We start from the raw sequence: 18,966 nt of genomic DNA, 5'->3' as shown, positions 1-18,966 counted from the left end.
AAAATAAAAAACTATGCTTTTCGAATATAAATACGGTGGCAACACCAACATCATAAATAATTCAGAGCAAACAGCGATGTCTTTTGCTCCTGATACGCTTCGTGAACCTACTTTTTTTGTGGGTAAATTGGATAAAAAAATCCCTTTTCGTGAGGCTATTTCTGCACTTCATCATGTGGTCGTTTCAGATTTGCGCTTTAAGCCTAAAGATAAAACAGAATACAAAGCGTGGGCAGAAAAACAAGAACAAATTTGGCTTGCTGAATACATGGAATCTTTTCAAATTGAGGAAGTAAAGGCTAAGATTGTCAAAGTGAGAAAAGAACTAGATGAGGCATATAAAGAAGGACATACGATTTTACAGCCTTACTATAAAGCACAACGAGAATATTTCAGTTATCTCTATGAAAAAGACAGAGATGCATGGTTTGTACTTGACCCTGTCATTACAGTTCATCCAGATGAGGTGTTTTTTGAGTGTTTTAGTCAAGATGAATCTACGTATGGGAAGCTAAGTTGCAGCTACAATGTTTTTAAAGAAATCAATGAGTTTGAGTGTGGAACGACAAATGTAGATTATTCGGCTACGCTCTACAACGAGTTTCAAAAAATTCGTAACTACAAAGAAACTGACTTCAAAATCGACCCAAGTGGTTTTGAAGTACAAACAACAAATGAAGACAGCTACAAGGAAGTAAAAATTGATTTGCCTGATACGTGGGTACGTGGATTTTTGCAAGTGAGTTCGGCAATGACGTTACCTTCTACTACGCTAGATTTGCACCCTATGGATATTTTTAGTTTGTGTCAGTTTTTGAGGCGATTTAAGGAGAAGAAAAGTCCTCGTTCGTTGCGCTTTGTTTTAGAACCCAATCAGCCTATCAAAATTATTATTGAGCCTTGGAATAAAGAAATGGTCTTTCATCGTTCGATATATACTGGAAATGAAAGCAAAGAAATTCGTATTTGGGGACGCAGACGCATCTTGATTTTGGAAAGACTTATTCCTATTGCTAAAAATTTTAAAGTTGTTTTGCTTGGTTCTGGTTTGCCTTCGTTTTTTATTGCCGAATTAGAAGCAGACATGACTTTTACTTTAGGACTTTCTGGCTGGACTTCTAACGATTGGTCAAGGGCAGGAAATTTTGACCTCATGGCACCACGAAGCGAAGTAGATGATTTTACTAAAAAGACAGTTTTTAATGCACTCAAACAAAACTGGTTTGAAAGTTCGGCATCGCTGGCTCGTCGTCTGAACTTAGATAACAAAACGGTTTCGGCTGCTCTTGCTGCCTATACGCAAGCAGGAAGAGTAATTTATGATTTGAAAATGGGTGTTTATCGTGTTCGTGAACTTTCTAAAGAACCTTTGCCAATGGAAAAGCTACGTTTTGCAAGTGAGCAGGAAGAAAAAGCTACCAGCTTTATCAAAAATAATGGCGTGCAGGTACAGGTAGAAGAAAATAACTTTAAAATCAAAAACGGAGAAGAAACCAAAACACTTTTGTTGAGGGGAAGAGTTAGAGATAAAAATACAACGTATCCTACAACTGTCAGAATAGACAACGATGAGCGAATTATCGATGCTACTTGTGAGTGTAATTTCTACAATATGAATAAATTACGTAAAGGAGCTTGTGAGCATATGTTGGCGACACGAATGTTTTTTAATAAAATGGAAACTGAAAATGTATGATTTTTATTTTTAATATTTAAAACATTACCTTTGTTTTTTTAAACAACTAAATAATCTTTGAAATATGTTATCAAAACTATCATTCAAAATCTTTTTCGCTCTTATTTTTACTACTTTAATACTTTCTTCTTGTAAGAAAAATAATGAGCTTCCTCCAGATGTAGTAATTTCCTTTGATGAAAGTCCAGAAGGATATAGTATTAATGAAGTAGTTACTTTTACAAACACTAGCCAACACGCTGATAAAGACTCTTATCGTTGGACAATACAACGTTTGGGAGTCAATTTTATAGGAGATATTGATACTGAATTATTACTAGACTCTTCTGATGAGGATATACAATTTACTTTTCCATCAGTAGGATTTTATCGTGTTACACTTACTGGTTCTAACTCTAATAGCTTTGGGCAAAGTCAGAGAACCTTTAATTTCTAAAAAAATATTTCATTAGAAAATAAAAAGACTTTCATTAACTTAAAATGAAAGTCTTTTTTATAGAATAGAGTTTTAGATTTTATCTATCCTTCAATAGAATCAAAATCAAAGGTTTCTAAGAATTTAGTAGTAAAATCTCCTTCTTTGAATTTAGGATGATCCATAAGTTTTAAATGGAATGGAATCGTTGTTTTGATGCCTTCAATAACAAATTCTTCCAAAGCTCGCTTCATTCTTACGATGGCTTCTTCCCTTGTCTGTCCAACAGAAATAAGTTTGGCAATCATAGAATCGTAGTGAGGAGGAATGCTATATCCTGCATAGACGTGCGAATCTACACGAATGCCATGTCCACCTGGGATATGCAAATGTGTAATCTTACCAGGGGAAGGACGGAAGCCTTTTGTTGGGTCTTCTGCATTGATTCTACACTCAATACTAAATGATTTTGGATAATAATTTCTACCCGAAAGAGGCATTCCAGCAGCTAATTTAATTTGTTCTTTTACCAAATCAAAGCTCGTAACCTCTTCTGTGATAGGATGCTCTACTTGAATACGAGTATTCATTTCCATAAAGTAGAATTTCTTATACTTGTCCACCAAAAACTCTACTGTTCCTGCACCTTCGTATTTAATAGCTTTCGCAATCGCTACGGCAGCCTCACCCATTTCATCACGCAATTCTTGTGTCATGATAGGTGAAGGAGTTTCCTCTACCAATTTTTGATGACGACGTTGGATAGAACAATCTCTTTCCGATAAGTGACATGCATCACCTTTGCCATCTCCAAAAACTTGAATTTCTACGTGTTTTGGTTCTTCTACAAATTTTTCTAAGTACATCGCACCATTTCCAAAAGCAGCTTCTGCTTCTTGTGTGGCAGATTTCCAAGCCTTTTCAAATTCACTTTCTTCTTTGATGATACGCATTCCACGACCACCACCACCAGCCGTCGCTTTAATAATGACTGGGTAGCCTACTTCTTTGGCTACTTTTATTCCTTCTTCTAAAGATTCTAATAATCCATCCGAACCAGGGACAGTTGGAACGCCAGCAGCTTTTACAGTTGCTTTGGCAGTTGCTTTGTCTCCCATTTGGTTTATCATATCTGCACTTGCACCAATAAATTTTATATCGTGTTCTTCACAGATAGCAGAAAATTCAGCATTTTCAGATAAAAAGCCGTATCCAGGGTGGATAGCATCTGCATTTGTAATTTCAGCAGCAGCAATAATATGAGGAATTTTGAGATATGAATCTCTACTTGGGGCAGCACCAATACAAACAGCTTCGTCAGCAAAACGAACATGCAAACTATCTTTATCAGCAATCGAATAAACAGCGACTGTCTTTATGCCTAGTTCTTTACAGGTTCTGATAATTCGAAGTGCAATTTCTCCTCTATTAGCAATTAATATTTTGTTAAAAAGTTTCAAGCCTTTTGTCAGTTATCAGTAATCAGTTACTCATAATCAGTTACCAGTAATCAGTAATCAGTAATCAGTAAATCAACTACCAGTTTATGAATCAAAAAATTAAAGAATAGTGATAAGATTATTTTCATTCCTAATTTATCACTAATCATTGAACACTAATCATTAATTAGGTTCAATCAAGAATAAAGGTTGGTCGTATTCTACTGGTGTAGCATTTTCTACGAGTACCTTTACAATCTTACCTGAAACATCAGATTCAATTTCATTAAATAATTTCATTGCCTCAATAATACAAATTGTTGCGCCTTCTTTGATAGAATCTCCAACATTTACAAAAGGAGCTGCTTCTGGGTTTTCAGAGCGATAGAAAGTTCCTATCATTGGAGACTTTACAGTAACATAATTTCCTGTATCTGCTGCTGGTGTAGCTTCTTCTTTTTTAGTTTCTGTCTGTGGAGTAGCAACTGGAGCTTGTGTTTGTTGTGGAGTCGCTTGCTGTACTGGAGGAGCTACTTGTTGTGTATATTGCTGAATAGGTTGTGCTGCAACTATGCTATTTTCTGCACTTCTTTTTACACTAACTTTAAATTTATCTGTTTCTATTTTTACTTCTTCTAATCCTGTTTGGTTGATAAATTCGATAAGTTCTTGGAGTTCTCTTGGTTTCATGCTCATAAAATATGGCTTTTTATGTGAGTTTAAAATCGTGTTAGGTCAGAGCAAAATTATTTTGCTCATTTTCTATTTAATGCCCTAAAAATAGAAATAAAAAACGGTTTTTGAGAAGTATCTGTTAAAATACTTTCAAAAACCATTTGTTAGAAGGTTGATATTCTTATTTGTTACGAATACGTTCCATATACGAACGCTCTGTTGTATTGATTTTGATTAAATCTCCTTCATTGATAAATAAAGGAACTTGAATTTCGGCACCTGTCTCTAAAGTTGCAGGCTTAGTAGCATTAGTTGCTGTGTCGCCTTTTACCCCAGGTTCGCTGTATGTAACCAAAAGCTCAACATATCCAGGTACTTCACACGTTAGAATTTCTTCTGTTTCGGCGTGTACCATCATTTCTACCACCATTCCTTCTTTCAAAAACTCTGAACGCTCTACCATTTCTGCTGGAACGAAAGTTTGTTCATACGTTTCATTGTGCATAAAATGAAAGCTATTTTCATCTTGATAAAGATACTGATAAGGACGACGCTCTACACGCACTGGTGTAATTTTATGTCCTGCTGAAAATGTATTATCAATTACACGTCCTGTAACTACATTTCTTAGTTTTGTACGTACGAATGCAGGACCTTTCCCAGGTTTTACGTGTAAAAATTCTGTTACTACATAAAGTCCGTTATTAAATTCGATACAAAGACCGTTTCTTATATCTGAAGTACTTGCCATAATTTTGGAGAATTACGAATTAATGAATTACGAAATAATTATTCAGCGAAGTTAATTGAAAAGACTACAATGCCAATTATGTAAAGCTAATTGAACAATCAGTAACCTATAAAGTAAATCGTAATAATTACAGTTTTTTTATAAAGTGCAAAATTAAGAAAAGTAGTTGAGAGTTTAATAATTATTCAGACAAAAATTGCCATGCTACAAAACGTGTTTTCTTATTTCCGTGTTCCATATCAATGGTTTTATACTCTACATTTTTCTTGGTTAGAAGACTATAAATTCTAGCCAAATTCTCTTTTTTAGAAACCAACACCGTAAACCAACCCACTTGATTTTTAAAATCTACGCTTTGTTTTATCATTCGCTTTATGAAAAGAGCCTCTCCTCCATTGCACCAAAGTTCGTTGGATTGTCCTCCAAAGTTTAGTGTTTCAGTAGTTTTTAGGTTTTTGGTTTTACTTGTAGCTGCTTTTTGAGCTTCTTTTTTTGAGGAATGAAAAGGTGGATTACAGATAGTAAAATCAAAGTATTCATTTTCTTGTATGATGCCTTCAAAAATATTTGCATTTGAACTCTGATGGCGAACTTCAATATTTTTTTTTAATTCTTTTTGAGCTGTGATATTTTTCTGTGCTGATTGAATTGCTATTTCCTCAATATCTGTCCCTACCATTTTCCAATCAAAAAGTTGAGTTGCCAAGATAGGATAGATACAGTTTGCTCCTGTGCCAATGTCAAGCCCTTTTATGTTTTTGGTTTTGCCTTCTTCTTTCAATAAGTCATTGATATAGTATAAATAATCTGCTCTGCTCGGCACAGACGGACACAAATACCCTTTTGGAATAGCCCAGTTTTCTACTTGATGATGATATTTTAAAAGTGATTTATTAAGGTAAAATACAGCTTCTGGATTTGAAAAGTCAATCGTTTGAGTGCCATACTGATTTTCAAAAACGTATTTTTCTAGTGCTGGGACACATTCTATCAATATTTTGAAATTATAAGGCGAGTTATGGATATTTTTTGGATGCAAAATGGTTGTTTTCTAAAGAGAATATTTATTTTTGGTTTCTTTGTAGGTTAGGCTTCCAGCCTGACTTTAGAATACAAATTGTAGATTTAAATAAAAAAAGCCAAAGTTTATTTTTTGATAAAATCAATTTTTGAAACTTTATCATTTTAAAGACCAGTCTGGAAGACTGATGTACAAATAAGAATGCAAATTTATGCAAACCACACAAAAAAACGCTTTAGAAAAACTAAATACAGTCCTTTCTTTCATCAAAAATGCTTTTGTTGGAAAAGATGAAGTTATTGATTTGCTTGGTATTGCGCTTATTGCAAGAGAGAATGCTTTTCTTTTGGGCGCACCTGGTACAGCAAAAAGTGCTATTGTCAGAATGCTCTCTAATTCGGTAGAAGACGGACAAAATTTTGAGTATTTGCTCACTCGCTTTACCGAACCAAATGAACTTTTCGGAGCGTTTGATATTCGAAAACTCAAAGAAGGCGAACTCATTACTAATACAACAGGAATGCTTCCAGAGGCTTCTGTTGTCTTTTTAGATGAAATTTTCAATGCTAATAGTGCGATTTTGAACAGTCTTTTGATGGCTCTGAATGAGCGAATTTTTAGGCGTGGACAGGAAACGAAAAAACTTCCTGCACTGATGTTTGTCGGAGCGAGCAATCAACTGCCAGAAGACGAGGCTTTAGGCGCACTTTTAGACCGTTTTTTGGTGCGTGTAAAGTGTGAAAATGTACATCCAGATAGTTTGCAGGCTGTTTTGATGGCTGGTAGAAAATTAGAAAAAGGTAAATTAAATGGTTCTGATGAAAATGAGCAGCCGAAAATCACACCTCAAGAAATTATTGAGCTGCAAAGCCTTTCAAAGCAAGTAGATTTGTCTGATGTTTTGAAGACGTATTTGGATTTGATTCATAGTTTGAGAAATACAGGTGTAAAAGTTTCTGACCGAAGAGCTGTAAAAGTGCAGAATTTGGTAGCTGCAAGTGCTGTAATGTGTGGACGTGAGAAGGCGATTTTGTCTGATTTGTGGGTTTTGAAATACATTTGGGACAATGAAGAACAAGTAGAAATCTTGCAGGGAATCATTAATGCTGTCATTGAGAAAGATTTGGACAAGCAAAATGAAACAGAAAATCATCTTACTAATCATCCACAAGCTCTTTCTAACAACATTCCTAATGCAGAAGAATTGATAAAGGAAATTATGAGCTTGCAAAAAGAATGGGAGCAGGAAAACCAAAGTTTTGAACAGAAAAACTTGATAAAAGATAAGTTGCGCTACTTGCAAAATCGTTCGAATTGGATAAAAAATACGCAACACAAAACGCATATTCAGACAGAAATAGAAAATTTGTGGCAGAAAATTTTAAAATCGGTATAAATGAACTTCTACTTGCAACTACACATTTCACAAAAAGAAAATCTAGCAGCTATTCGCCACTACGAACATCTCAAAATGGCAATAGATGATGATTCTGTATGGATAAAAAACTTAACAGAAGAACAAGTAGAAAGCAAGACTATAAAAATCTTGACACAAAAAGCTGTCTATTATGAAAAAGATGGAAAACTATATTTGCAAAATAGTCTTTTGCCACAGCGAAACGTTCCCTCTCTGCTTTGGACAGATATAAAACGAGCTATTCCGATAAATTTACCAAGTGTTTTTGAAAATAATTTTGATATTCAAAGTGTAAATGTAGTTCAGCCAAAACTTATAGTTTCAGAAGAAGAACGAGAAGCTAAGGCAATGTTAGTTTCTGTGAGCGAGTTAGAAAATTATATCAAAACTGCTCCAGCCGTTCGGTTGAAAAACTTGAAGTGGGTAATTTTAGAAAACGAATTTGATTCATCACAAACAAAAGCCTTCATTTTGGGAACACCACTTTTACCAATTCTTTCATCAACTATCAAAACATTTTGGCAAAAGGATAATCTTTTCATTCCGACAGGCTACGATTTTCAGTTTCCAATGTTACAAGAATCTATTTCGGAAAGGCTAAAAAATACAGCGTATAGCAGTTGGTATGAAAATACAATTATCAAAACAGAAGGAAATAAGTTTAATCAAATCTTTGATGATGAAGCGGATTTTTTGGAAGACCGTTTTTATAGTGTATGGAATGAAGAAAATCAGTTTTTTTTGATTCCAAAAAGTGATTTTATGCCACTAAGTAGGAGTTCGTTTAGGATGAGCTTTAGATAAATTTAGATTTTTATGTGTAGTGAAAAGGTATGTCTTTTCTTTACAAACCATTGATTTTAGAATCAAAACTAAATAAAAACGTGTAGGTCAAATGGCTTGCCTTTGACTGTACTTTATAATCAGAACACAGATATAACAGATTTTACAGATACAACACAGATTTTTTATTGAAATAATTGTAAATCAAATCCTTTGACCTCAAAAAAATACAAAGTAAAAAATGGCATTTCATTATTTTCAGAGTTACGACAATTATTTTTGGCAGTGGGAAGAAAACGGAGAGGTGGTTTCTATTCCCAATGGTCAGACGATTGCATATCGAAATTATTTGATTGAAGTATTGGAAACTTTAGCACCACAGACTTTGCCGTCTTTTGGGCTTATTTTGTTAGGACTTATCGGTACGAATGTTAGTTTTTCGGAGAATGATTTGGAAACGATAAAACAAAATTTTCGTTCAGCAGAAACCTATGAAAAGGAAGGAAAACACTGGGAACAAAATATTGATAAAGCATTTAATTTATTGCGAATTTTAAAAACACTTCCTAATGAATACAAGACAGGAACAAAACGCATTTTGGTTCTGCAAGCTATTTTTGAGAATACACACAATTCTATTTCTGTAAAAAAATCTAAACGTTTAATAGAACAGTTAAAAGAGAAGGATATAGACTCACATAAAGAGCTTTTGAGTTACTATCCATTAAACAGCGACTTCAAGCCGATGGGATTGGTGGCAGATAAATTCCCCACAAGAGAGTCTATTCTAGAAAAAATAGCATCTATTCCACGCATCAAACCCCAAAAAATAGAGGTAGAAGACGATAAAAAACAACAGCCAAGCAAAACCAAAGAAACTGACCTTATAGAAGAACTTCAAAAAGATAAAGATACGTTTGTAATTGGCTCGCTTATTCCATCGCTTTTTGCAGGTCTGAATATTCCTTTTCACAATACACAACCGAGCCAACAGCCGTTGGGAGGTGTTTCAGATTTGACAAACAAAGGTTCTTACGACAGACTTCTCATTTCAGAGTATGCCAATGATGATTTGATTTTTCTCTCTCGTCTTGCCAACAACGAAGCTCTTTTTATCAACAGAGAAGTTCCTCCTCATCAGAATGATTCGGAACGTATTTTTCTAATTGATATTTCGCTTAAAAATTGGGGAACTCCAAAAATTTTAACATTTGCTGTAGCGATTGCGATTGCAGAGCATCCGAAGAGTGATTTTGTTTGTCATTTTTATCTAGTGAGTGAAAAAAAATATCAAAAAATAGCATTAGATACAGTTCATAATGTAATTCAAAGTTTGCTGCATTTTGGTACAGACCTCACAGCAAAACAGGGAATAGAGACATTTTTCGATGAAAATATCAAAGAACTAGATTTAAAAAACAAGGAAGTATTTTACCTTTCTTCCACAGAAGCAATCCAAAACACAGAAACCAAAACAGCCTTAGAAGAATACAAAAAATATATTTCGTATTGGATTCATACCGATTTAGAAACTGAAAATTATGAAAATAAAGGCAAAGTAACGCTTTATAAAAAGAAGCAAAACAGCAAAACGCATATTCAAACGCTCAAATTAGATTTGAATAGACTTTGGGCAAATTCGCCTACTAGAAAGAACAGAAGAAAGAAAAATAAACAGGAGCTACAACTCTACTCTTTAATTTTGAAAAATGCAGGAAGTAGAAAACTAGAGGTTATCAAGAAAATCCGTGATATAATGGAAGTTTCATTAGGTAAAGCGAAAGATGTAGTAGAATATACTCCTCAAACGATTAAGAAAAATCTTTATTTAAAAGAAGCCAATAGATTAAGAGACGAGTTTGAGGAAATTGGTGCAGTAGTGCAGCTTATTGAAGAAGAGAAGGAAAGCAAGAATACCGTCTTCGAATGTCCAATTTTATTTCCAGAGGTGAGTTCTAAGATAAAAATGTATTTTTCAGATACAGAGTTTTACATGATTACGAATCAGAAAAGTCTAATGCGACTTACTTTATCTAAAAAACATCAAGGTTATTATGTGGAGAAAGGTTGGGAAAGGCTAAATCAAAATTTGAAGTATAAAGGTGGTGATGTGCAAATAGGTTTAGATGAATTTGAAGAACGTATAATTTTAATGTTTGATGCAAGCATTAAAGAAATTTCAATACAAAATGTAGGAAAGGATTTTATTAGAAAGAAAATTAGTTTTCCCCAATGGAAATGGTCTTCTTACTCACGGTTTGTACATTTTAAAGGACTTTTTTATTACATTCAATCTCCAATAGAGTATTCAGAAATAGAATGGGATTCTATTGGAGATAGAGAAATAGAAATTACGACACACAATGAATCAGCTTCTCAAAATTTGATTGATGCTTACAACGAATACTCTAAAAATATATCAAAAATACCGAAAGCATTAGACTTACACTCTGTCTTAAAGAACGTAAAACAGGTTTATATAAACTCTGAAAATGAATTGGTTATTTCCAAGCATAAACTTATTCTCAACACAGGAAAAATTATAAAATTAGAAGTAGCCGATTATAGAGCAGCAAAGAAAATTATGGCACATGCAGAATCTAAAAACGAATTTGTTTTTCCAGATGGCAGTTCTATTTATTGTGATAAAGATGGAATGTTTGTCTTGAAAAGCAGTGATATAGCCATTCCTGTAATTTATGTCCCTGCTTGCTTAGATACGTCTTTAGGAGTAGGAACAGATGAATTTTTTGCTGGCAATACTTATTTTTTGCCATTGGAAACGCATTTAAAACAGATAGAAACGACAGAATTTTATAAAAAAACTATTCAGCAGTTTATTAATAGTATTTTAGAATCTGTTACAGACTAATTTTGTAAATTTGAGAAACTTCAATATCCTAAACGACGGCTTTAGTCCTCGTTTACGGTTGCTAATTATTAAAAAATTGCCATTGTTGGTGTTCCCACCAATGATAACTTTCACATATATGAAAAAATCTACACAATGCGTCCATAGTGGAACGTACTTCGACGAAAAAACAGGTGGTGTAAATACGCCTATTTATACTTCTACGGCTTATACGTATGATAGTGAAGGACAAATTCCTTATCCTCGTTATTTCAATACAATAAATCAAGAAGTAGTGGCTCAAAAAATTGCTACTTTGGAGCGTGGGGAGGCTGGACTTATCTTTTCTTCTGGAATGGCTGCCACGATGTCAGCACTTTTGGGAGTATTGCAGGCAGGCGACCACTTGATTTTACAGAATGATATTTACGGAGGAACACATTATGCAGTAGGTGAGCAGCTTTCAAAACTAGGGATAGAATCTACTTTTGTAGAAGGACGCACGTTAGAAGATTTTAAAAAGGCTATTAAACCAAACTCAAAAGCTATTTTCATCGAAACGCCTTCTAATCCACTTCTTTTGCTTGTCGATATTGCAGAGATGGCAAGTTTTGCGAAGGAAAATAATTTGATTTCTTTTATTGATAATACATTTGGAACACCAATTTTTCAAAATCCGTTGCGCTTAGGAATTGATGTGGTGATTCATAGTGGAACAAAATATTTGGCAGGACACAGCGACCTCTCTTGTGGCGCAGTCGTAACCTCTCAAAAACTGATAGAAAAAATACATCATGTAGCCTTCAATTTTGGTGGAAATTTAGATGCTATGGCTACATCACTTTTAGAAAGAAGTATCAAAACGCTTGCACTGCGTGTCAAAACACAGGCTAAAAATGCTCAAAGAATAGCAGAAGCGTTGCAGAAATTACCACAAGTTAAAAATGTATTTTATCCTGGACTTCCAAATCATCCAGACCACGACATTGCCAAAAAACAGATGAAAGGAGGATTTGGTGCAATGCTTTCTTTTGAGTTAGATACAGATAAAGAAGGTAGAGCGAAGTTTGTTCGCCATTTAGAACTGATTTGTAAGGCTGTGAGTTTAGGAGGTGTAGAGAGTACAATTACAGAACCTGTTTTTACCTCACACGCAAAAGTACCAGTAGAGATGCGTGAAAAAATGGGAATTACAGAAAATTTGTATCGTCTTTCTGTTGGAATTGAAGACGCTGAAGATTTGATTGAAGACCTTACAAATGCTATTCAAACCATAGAAATCCGAAGTAAAAAAAGTGTTTCAATATAAAAGTGTAGGTCAAAGGGCTTGTTTTTGACCTCAAAACTAAAAAATGACATAGAATACTAATAAAAATGCCTTGTTATGTTGTATTTCCTTATAATTTATGAGATAACAAGGTTTTATACTCTGATACCAAGTATGAGCATATCATCCACTTGTTGATAGTCTTGCTGCCAATTATCTATCGTTGTACCTAATTCCTTTTTTTGGATATTCATAGGCTTATCAGCTAGTTGTAAGAGTAATTGCTTGAATTTTTTACTCATAAATTTGCGTTTATTAGCTCCACCCGTTTGGTCATAGAAACCATCTGAAAAAGCATATAAGCAGTCTCCTTTTTTTAGTTGTATATGGTGTGTATGAAAAGGCTGTTCCTTAGGATAAATACCTACTGGTTGTGCATTTGGCTTTAGTTCAATCAAATAGAATGATGATTTTTTGTCTTCTGATTCTATTAGCCTTACTCTTTTGTTTTCTTTTAATTCTACAACATCGTTGCAGTTAGGTTCGTATTTCCTCACTATATAAAGTGGGTTATGAGCACCTGCAAAGCGAAGTTGATTATCTGATTTACAAATAGTAAAAAAAGCCATATCTATCCCATCTTTATTTGAGTTTGAGCCTAAATTCTGCCTAAGTGAGCGTTTGACATTTTTACGCATCTCGTCCAATATTTGCCCTGGCAAAACTTTGCCACTACTTACCATTTGATTTAGAAATGAAATTCCAAGCATACTCATAAAAGCTCCAGGTATGCCGTGTCCTGTACAATCAGCAACAACAACTACCACCTCATCTCCAATATCTCTTACCCAATAATAATCCCCACTAACTACGTCTCGTGGACGCCAAAAAACAAAGTGTTCAGCAAAGTTATTTTTCAGTGCTTGTGTAGATGGAATAAGTGCCTGTTGTATGCGACTTGCATAATTTATACTTTCTTTAATTTTTTGATTAGCATTTTCAGCCTTAATTTTGGCATCTTTATTTCTAATCCTCAATCTATTTGTATTAAAGAGTAAGTATATTATTACCAACAAAAAAAGGTTAGCAAAAATAATATATGCAATATCGAAGATAATTGAGCCGTAAAATTCTTTAGCCGTTTCGAAGTGGAATATTTTCCATTTGGAATTTGGTATGTCTGAAACAAATATTCGTTTGTTTTTATGCCATAAAAAAGTTTGTTTATCAAATATTTCTATTTGACTGGAATCACCAATTAGATGGGATAATGTAGGAATTGAATCAGAAGTCACAATGTTTTCCAATGTACTGGAAACTAATTGATTATAATCATCAACCAAACTGATGTGCTGGTCTTTAAAAGTATTACTTTTTAAGTAATCTGCAATATTGACAAACAACATGTCAATGGAAATATTCCCCTTAAACTCCCCTTTGTGATATAAAGGTATTCCTGCTGTTGTCATAAGTCCTTTTCCTCCAGTATCTATATAAGGTTTTGACCAAAATATACTTTTGCTAGGGTTGTTTTTAGGTAAGCCAGAAGTAAACAAGTCAAATGTGATATATTCATCACTAAAAAAAGCAAAATCCTCTGTGTATCTAGGGGTTAAATTGAAAAAATTTGCTTTTGAAATGTAGTACGTAAATGGTGAGTTAGGCAAAATACGGCTAGTACTGATAAAAGACTTATTCAAAGTTTCTGCCATATAAATTTCTTGAATTTTATCATTAGATAAATTCTTTATAGACCCTGTACCAGTAACCCTACCAAATGATGTTAATGTATCACTTTTTTCAGGCTGTAATTCCCATCCTTTTCCTTCAACCTCAACTAATCTGCTTGTGATATATTGCGTATCAAAATTATCAGACATTAGTTCTTCTGCCCTACTTTGCAACATCAACAGTTGATAATTGTATTTACTTACAAATGAACTCACACTTAGTGCTGTTTCATTAACCAAAATTCTTGTTTCTTTATCTTTATCTAAAATAATATTTCTGATAGAGTAAGCAGTAAAGCCGATTGCTAAAAGAAAACAAAAAGGTAAAACTATGAACTCAATTTTTCTAAATTTCATACTTGTTGATTTTGAGTGTCTCTACCGTAAATCAAGGTTTTTTATTTTTATAAGTGCAGGATATTTTTTGTTGAAGTAAAATAAGATAGAAAGTCAAGTTATGGAATATTTCACAAAAACGTAATAAAACTACATTTCAAGTTCTTAACCATTACTTTCGCCACATTGTTATAAGGGCAATTTTTTAGTGTTATATTTTTAGTAGCTTCGCAAAGCTATTTCTTGACAAAATATTGTTTTGTTTCTTCATAGCGTTGGTTTTGTAAAACCAACGCTATGAAGAAAATACGTCTTAAATGTTACTATCCTTATACTATAATTTAATCATTCTACGAGTTTTGAACTGATTTATTTTTATAAAAACTCATAAAAAGTTACAAATACTTATAATTTACAAATCATAAGATTTGAAAAATGATAGGATATAACTTTATGATTTTTGACGCTTTTTGTGTTTTCAATAAAGACTATTTTTTATTGTCTTTTGTTTTTGGAAGCCCTTGAGAATAAGTTTTTACAAACTGCTCCATTTCTGGCTTCAAACGCTTGTAGAAATTCGTGTTTTCTTTATCTCCTAGTTCCATTGCTTTTTTTGCTAGTTTTACAGCTGCCTCTGCACCACTAGGAACACCACCTGTTTTGCTACGAGCTACCAAAACACGAGCCTTTACCCAGTTGTTGTAATAATGGTCTTTCAAAGCAAGTGACTTATCAATCCACTCTCTTGCTTGTTCTAAATTTTGGTCATTTTCCATATAATATTCAGCTGATTGTGCGTACGTGTACCAAAGATTATCAGCTTGTTTTAGCGTAGCTTCAATAGTTGAAATCACTTTTCCAACAGAATTGACATTTGCTGTGAAAGAAACTTTCGTATTTGCCCAAAAAAGTGAAATTGTTGCAGCCTTATCTTCAACAGCTTCTATCATAAAGGTCATACGCTCAAAAGCCATTGGCGATGTTGAAGATTCTACCTCAACTCTAACGACATCTTCTTGTTCACTATATTTTCCTGCTCCCCACTGCTCTGCATTTTTATTAATAATGATTGTCCATTTGTCTTTATTTGGAATGGTAAAAAGAGCATAAGTTCCTGCTTCTACTTTTGTTCCATCAATGGTAACATCATCAGAAAAAGTAATGGCTGTTGCTTTGTTTGCACCTGTGCGCCATACTTCACCATAAGGAACAAGTTCTCCAAAAATAGTACGTCCACGCATAGCAGGAGATGAGTATTCTATCGTAATATCTGTAAGTCCTGCTGTTTGCTTCACCATAGCAAGAGGACTTGGCTGTGGCATTTCAATTTGAGCAAAAGCAGAAAAACTAAAAAATAGAGCCATAAAAGCCACTAATACAAAACTAAAAGTCGAAGTTTTTAACATAAAAATTGTGATAACAATGAATAAATAAAGGTAGATAATCGCCAAAAGGCAATGAATATCTCTCTTGTTTCTATAAGCAACAAAGATACCTCTCTTCATTTATTTCTTGTAATTCTGTACTGATAATAAAATTTAAAATCAGATACACACCACGAGAAATGATTAAAGTTTGTTTATTTAAGTCAGACTTTTAGTCTGATGAAAAAGATTAAAAAGCCCTTATTTTAGTCAGAAACTTAATTTTTTGAATTTATCAGACCAGTCTGTAAAACTGTCACACAAAATTAATCGTGATAACGTTTATTAAAAATAATGTGAACTCAGGATTAAAAACCAATCTTAAATGCTTCTCTATATACTACAGAAACTATTTTCGGTCTGAATGTTAGGGATTATGCAACTTTATTTTGATATTTATTTTCATACATTCTATTATCTCTTACTAAAGCAAAGGCTCTAACGAGGCTGAACTATTTTTAATTAAGGTCAGCCCAAAGGGCAGTACCGAAGATTAAAAGAATGTCGTAACTCATTGATAGTCAATAAGTATAATCCCGAGTTCACGTTAAAAATAAGATTTTGTAGTGTTTTATTTGGAAATATGAAATAAAATGTAAAAATTACAGATTAGATTATCCAAATTCTTTTCCTTTAAGCGTTATTTGGTTGTAAGGCGTTACTATTTTTCATTTAGCTTCATTTATGAATTCATCTAACTTCAATAAATTTATAGAAGATTTTTCCTCTATTAGCTCTTCAGATACGAATACTTTTGACAGAATTGTAAAAAAGTATCCTTACTTTCAAACAGCCGTACTTTTTTTAGCAAAGTCGAATCCTGTTCAAGAAAATACACAAAAGGCTGCCCTTCGTTCGGCTGACCGTAAGGTGTTGCGTTCTTGGTTAGACGATACATATAGACAAAAGCTGGCACAAGAAAAAAAAGAGGCAGAAGCGAGAAAAAAGGTCTTAAAGGTAGAAGAAACGCACAAGAGTGAAAACTTGGATATTAATACTGAATCTATTAATGCCTTTGATAAACTTGTCGGTACGACTACAATCATTGAGGAAAAAGTAGACGAAATACATTTAGAAGAAAATACAAAACAAGAAGTTGTTTTAGAAGAGACAGAGTCTTTGGAAGAGGTAACAAATGAAGAGAATTCAAATAGTAGTTTTTTTGATGAGGTAGATAATACAGTTACTACTGTGAAAGAAGAAGTAGAAAGCAAAACTGATTCATCCAGTTTTTTTGATGATTTAGAAAATAATGACGAGGTAGAAAAAGTAGAAAGCACAACAGGAGATACTGATGTTAGTTTCTTTGATGAAGTAGAAGATGCTCAAACGCCCATTTTTGAAGAGCAATCTGACATAAAGAATCCTTTACCAATAAATAATGAGACTGCTAATACTAACTTTTTTGACGAAGTAGATGAGATAGAAAATGAAATGCAAAGTGAACCTATTTTTAAAGAGCAATCGGATATAAATGAACCTTTAGAAATAGAAGTACCCTCCACTACTACTAATTCTAATTTTTTTGACGAAGTAGATGAGATAGAAAGTGAAGTACAAAGTGAACCTATTTTTAAAGAGCAATCAGATATAAATGAACCTTTAGAAACCAAAGTTCCCCCTACAACTACAGATGCCAACTTTTTTGATGAAGTAGAGAATCCAACATCAGACGAACCTATTTTTAAAGAGCAATCAGATATACACGAGCCTTTAGAAACCAAAGTTCCTCCTACAACCACAGATGCCAATTTTTTTGACGAAGTAGAAACTGATGATGAGATTTTTGGAGATGCTCAAAAAGATTTAGACAGTTATACATTCCCCGAATTTAAAGAAGATGAGAGCAAAGGAGAAGATAAAGCTAAAAAATCAGATGAAGGAGGTAGCTTCTTCGATGATATCTAAAATGAAAAAAACTGGAGGTATGGCTTGAATCCTCTAAAAATTCGGTTATACCAATTCCTTCCAGCCATTTTTATCGATATTTTCTACATCACCTATTACTTTGTCTTTTAGGTTTTCTTTAAATGTATCTAAACGAGAGCCTAATTTTTCGTCAGCACTACCTAAAATTTGAGCAGCCAAAATACCAGCATTTTTTGCGCCATCTAATGCCACCGTAGCGACAGGAACTCCAGAAGGCATTTGTAAAATAGACAACACTGAATCCCATCCGTCAATAGAGTTTGAAGATTTTACGGGTACACCAATGACAGGCAGCGAAGTAAGTGATGCCACCATTCCAGGTAAGTGTGCTGCTCCTCCTGCTCCTGCAATGATTACTTTTATTCCTTTTTCTCTAGCTGACTTAGCAAAGTCGAATAATCTTTCAGGAGTGCGATGTGCCGAGACAATCGTTAAGGAATACTCTACGCCAAGTTCTTCTAAAACTTCGGCTGCAGCTCCCATTACTCTCAAATCTGAACGACTACCCATTATTATCGAAACCATAACTTTTAATTCTGTTCTTATTTTTAAAATGAAATTTTATGCAATTACAGCAAATGAGAACGAAAAATGAAATTTCAAGATACTTTTACAAATAAAAAATCCTTGCTCAACATGTTTAGTAAAGCAAGGTTTGAGTTATTTGGAGAGGGGGTGTTTTTATAAAACTTCTTCTAAAGTCTTGACTAATTCTTGATTAGAGTTTGTTTTCTTTACAATTTCGCCTTGTGGATTAAGCAATATACGATAGGGCAATGCAGAAACATTGTATTTATTACAAGCTGCACTCTCCCATCCTTTTAAGTCAGACACCTCTAGCCAAGAAGAGTTGTTTTGAGCGACTGCATTTTTCCAACGTTCTTTTGAATTGTCTAAAGAAACTGATACAATCTCTAAATTTTTAGTATTGTATTGTGAATAAACATCATTCAAAAGATTTTTTTCTTTCAAACTTTCACTGTTCCAAGAAGCCCAAAAATCTAAAACAATCCATTTTCCTTTCAATTTTGCATTTTTAGTAAGGTCGTCTAATTGGATAGTTTCTCCTAATGGAGTTTCTAAGTGTGTTGTCTTGTTAGTAAGCGTATTTTTTTTATCAGAAGGAGAAAATATATTTCCACACAAACCTACAAGAAATAAACTTGTAGCAATGATGGGAAGGACGAATAAGGAGATTTTCATATTATTTATGTGTGTAAATAGAATAAGGA

At 33.6% G+C, this 18,966-nt stretch carries 15 protein-coding genes; 7 read left to right on the top strand and 8 right to left on the bottom strand.

Translation table 11 applies throughout. The features are described from left to right. Nucleotides 1–13: 13 nt before the first annotated feature. Nucleotides 14–1,696: an SWIM zinc finger family protein gene (locus tag QZ659_RS13705; RefSeq protein ID WP_291726395.1), complete on the top strand. Its 1,683-nt coding sequence runs from the start codon at nt 14–16 to the stop codon at nt 1,694–1,696. 64 nt (nt 1,697–1,760) lie between these two features. Further along, nucleotides 1,761–2,132, top strand: coding sequence for a PKD domain-containing protein (locus QZ659_RS13700; RefSeq protein ID WP_291726394.1), 372 nt, complete (start codon nt 1,761–1,763; stop codon nt 2,130–2,132). A gap of 83 nt (nt 2,133–2,215) precedes the next feature. Here the strand turns inward: QZ659_RS13700 and accC are convergent, their stop codons facing one another. The 4 genes from accC to rlmF form a co-directional block, all read right to left on the bottom strand. Beyond that, complete coding sequence (gene accC, locus QZ659_RS13695; RefSeq protein ID WP_291726393.1) at nt 2,216–3,571, bottom strand: acetyl-CoA carboxylase biotin carboxylase subunit; 1,356 nt, start codon at nt 3,569–3,571, stop codon at nt 2,216–2,218. Nucleotides 3,572–3,733: 162 nt separating this feature from the next. Next, on the bottom strand, nt 3,734–4,240 hold the full coding sequence (accB, locus tag QZ659_RS13690) for an acetyl-CoA carboxylase biotin carboxyl carrier protein (protein ID WP_291726392.1): 507 nt from the start codon (nt 4,238–4,240) through the stop codon (nt 3,734–3,736). 166 nt (nt 4,241–4,406) lie between these two features. Further along, nucleotides 4,407–4,976 carry an elongation factor P gene (efp, locus tag QZ659_RS13685; RefSeq protein ID WP_291726391.1) on the bottom strand — a complete coding sequence of 190 codons (570 nt, stop codon included), beginning with the start codon at nt 4,974–4,976 and terminating at the stop codon, nt 4,407–4,409. 181 nt (nt 4,977–5,157) lie between these two features. Beyond that, nucleotides 5,158–6,015, bottom strand: a complete 858-nt coding sequence (gene rlmF / locus QZ659_RS13680; protein WP_291726390.1) for a 23S rRNA (adenine(1618)-N(6))-methyltransferase RlmF — start codon at nt 6,013–6,015, stop codon at nt 5,158–5,160. A gap of 193 nt (nt 6,016–6,208) precedes the next feature. On the opposite strand from rlmF, the gene QZ659_RS13675 reads away from it, so the two are divergent. The 4 genes from QZ659_RS13675 (at nt 6,209) to QZ659_RS13660 (ending at nt 12,357) form a co-directional block, all read left to right on the top strand. Beyond that, on the top strand, nt 6,209–7,393 hold the full coding sequence (locus QZ659_RS13675) for an AAA family ATPase (RefSeq protein ID WP_291726389.1): 1,185 nt from the start codon (nt 6,209–6,211) through the stop codon (nt 7,391–7,393). After that, complete coding sequence (locus tag QZ659_RS13670) at nt 7,394–8,218, top strand: hypothetical protein (protein WP_291726388.1); 825 nt, start codon at nt 7,394–7,396, stop codon at nt 8,216–8,218. It abuts the gene before it with no gap. 220 nt (nt 8,219–8,438) lie between these two features. Further along, nucleotides 8,439–11,069, top strand: a complete 2,631-nt coding sequence (locus QZ659_RS13665) for a ribosomal protein L7/L12 (protein WP_291726387.1) — start codon at nt 8,439–8,441, stop codon at nt 11,067–11,069. 118 nt (nt 11,070–11,187) lie between these two features. After that, nucleotides 11,188–12,357, top strand: a complete 1,170-nt coding sequence (locus QZ659_RS13660) for a trans-sulfuration enzyme family protein (RefSeq protein WP_291726386.1) — start codon at nt 11,188–11,190, stop codon at nt 12,355–12,357. 113 nt (nt 12,358–12,470) lie between these two features. On the opposite strand, the gene QZ659_RS13655 is transcribed toward QZ659_RS13660, so the two are convergent. Beyond that, entirely contained in the window at nt 12,471–14,402 is a 1,932-nt protein-coding gene (locus tag QZ659_RS13655; protein WP_291726385.1) for a SpoIIE family protein phosphatase, read from the bottom strand. Nucleotides 14,403–14,869: 467 nt separating this feature from the next. Further along, nucleotides 14,870–15,787 carry a DUF2911 domain-containing protein gene (locus tag QZ659_RS13650; protein ID WP_291726384.1) on the bottom strand — a complete coding sequence of 306 codons (918 nt, stop codon included), beginning with the start codon at nt 15,785–15,787 and terminating at the stop codon, nt 14,870–14,872. Nucleotides 15,788–16,489: 702 nt separating this feature from the next. Here QZ659_RS13650 and QZ659_RS13645 point away from each other — a divergent pair. Further along, nucleotides 16,490–17,713 carry a hypothetical protein gene (locus QZ659_RS13645; protein WP_291726383.1) on the top strand — a complete coding sequence of 408 codons (1,224 nt, stop codon included), beginning with the start codon at nt 16,490–16,492 and terminating at the stop codon, nt 17,711–17,713. Between the two features lie 45 nt (nt 17,714–17,758). Here QZ659_RS13645 and purE read toward each other — a convergent pair whose 3' ends face one another. Further along, nucleotides 17,759–18,259, bottom strand: a complete 501-nt coding sequence (gene purE / locus QZ659_RS13640; RefSeq protein WP_291726382.1) for a 5-(carboxyamino)imidazole ribonucleotide mutase — start codon at nt 18,257–18,259, stop codon at nt 17,759–17,761. A 156-nt stretch (nt 18,260–18,415) separates the two neighbouring features. Beyond that, nucleotides 18,416–18,937, bottom strand: a complete 522-nt coding sequence (locus QZ659_RS13635) for a TlpA family protein disulfide reductase (RefSeq protein ID WP_291726381.1) — start codon at nt 18,935–18,937, stop codon at nt 18,416–18,418. Nucleotides 18,938–18,966 lie beyond the last annotated feature (29 nt).

It is taken from the genome of Bernardetia sp. (genome assembly GCF_020630935.1).
GTDB lineage: Bacteria > Bacteroidota > Bacteroidia > Cytophagales > Bernardetiaceae > Bernardetia.
Note: the sequence above shows the minus strand (reverse complement) of the source record. Positions and strands in the feature narration are given on the sequence as shown.

Bases quoted from the DNA above. Each gene is read 5' to 3' on its own strand.
- efp (WP_291726391.1), bottom strand. From the start codon at position 4,976: ATGGCAAGTACTTCAGATATAAGAAACGGTCTTTGTATCGAATTTAAT.
- QZ659_RS13700 (WP_291726394.1), top strand. From the start codon at position 1,761: ATGTTATCAAAACTATCATTCAAAATCTTTTTCGCTCTTATTTTTACT.
- QZ659_RS13705 (WP_291726395.1), top strand. From the start codon at position 14: ATGCTTTTCGAATATAAATACGGTGGCAACACCAACATCATAAATAAT.
- QZ659_RS13645 (WP_291726383.1), top strand. From the start codon at position 16,490: ATGAATTCATCTAACTTCAATAAATTTATAGAAGATTTTTCCTCTATT.
- QZ659_RS13635 (WP_291726381.1), bottom strand. From the start codon at position 18,937: ATGAAAATCTCCTTATTCGTCCTTCCCATCATTGCTACAAGTTTATTT.
- purE (WP_291726382.1), bottom strand. From the start codon at position 18,259: ATGGTTTCGATAATAATGGGTAGTCGTTCAGATTTGAGAGTAATGGGA.
- QZ659_RS13660 (WP_291726386.1), top strand. From the start codon at position 11,188: ATGAAAAAATCTACACAATGCGTCCATAGTGGAACGTACTTCGACGAA.
- QZ659_RS13675 (WP_291726389.1), top strand. From the start codon at position 6,209: ATGCAAACCACACAAAAAAACGCTTTAGAAAAACTAAATACAGTCCTT.
- QZ659_RS13670 (WP_291726388.1), top strand. From the start codon at position 7,394: ATGAACTTCTACTTGCAACTACACATTTCACAAAAAGAAAATCTAGCA.
- QZ659_RS13665 (WP_291726387.1), top strand. From the start codon at position 8,439: ATGGCATTTCATTATTTTCAGAGTTACGACAATTATTTTTGGCAGTGG.
- QZ659_RS13655 (WP_291726385.1), bottom strand. From the start codon at position 14,402: ATGAAATTTAGAAAAATTGAGTTCATAGTTTTACCTTTTTGTTTTCTT.
- accB (WP_291726392.1), bottom strand. From the start codon at position 4,240: ATGAAACCAAGAGAACTCCAAGAACTTATCGAATTTATCAACCAAACA.
- QZ659_RS13650 (WP_291726384.1), bottom strand. From the start codon at position 15,787: ATGTTAAAAACTTCGACTTTTAGTTTTGTATTAGTGGCTTTTATGGCT.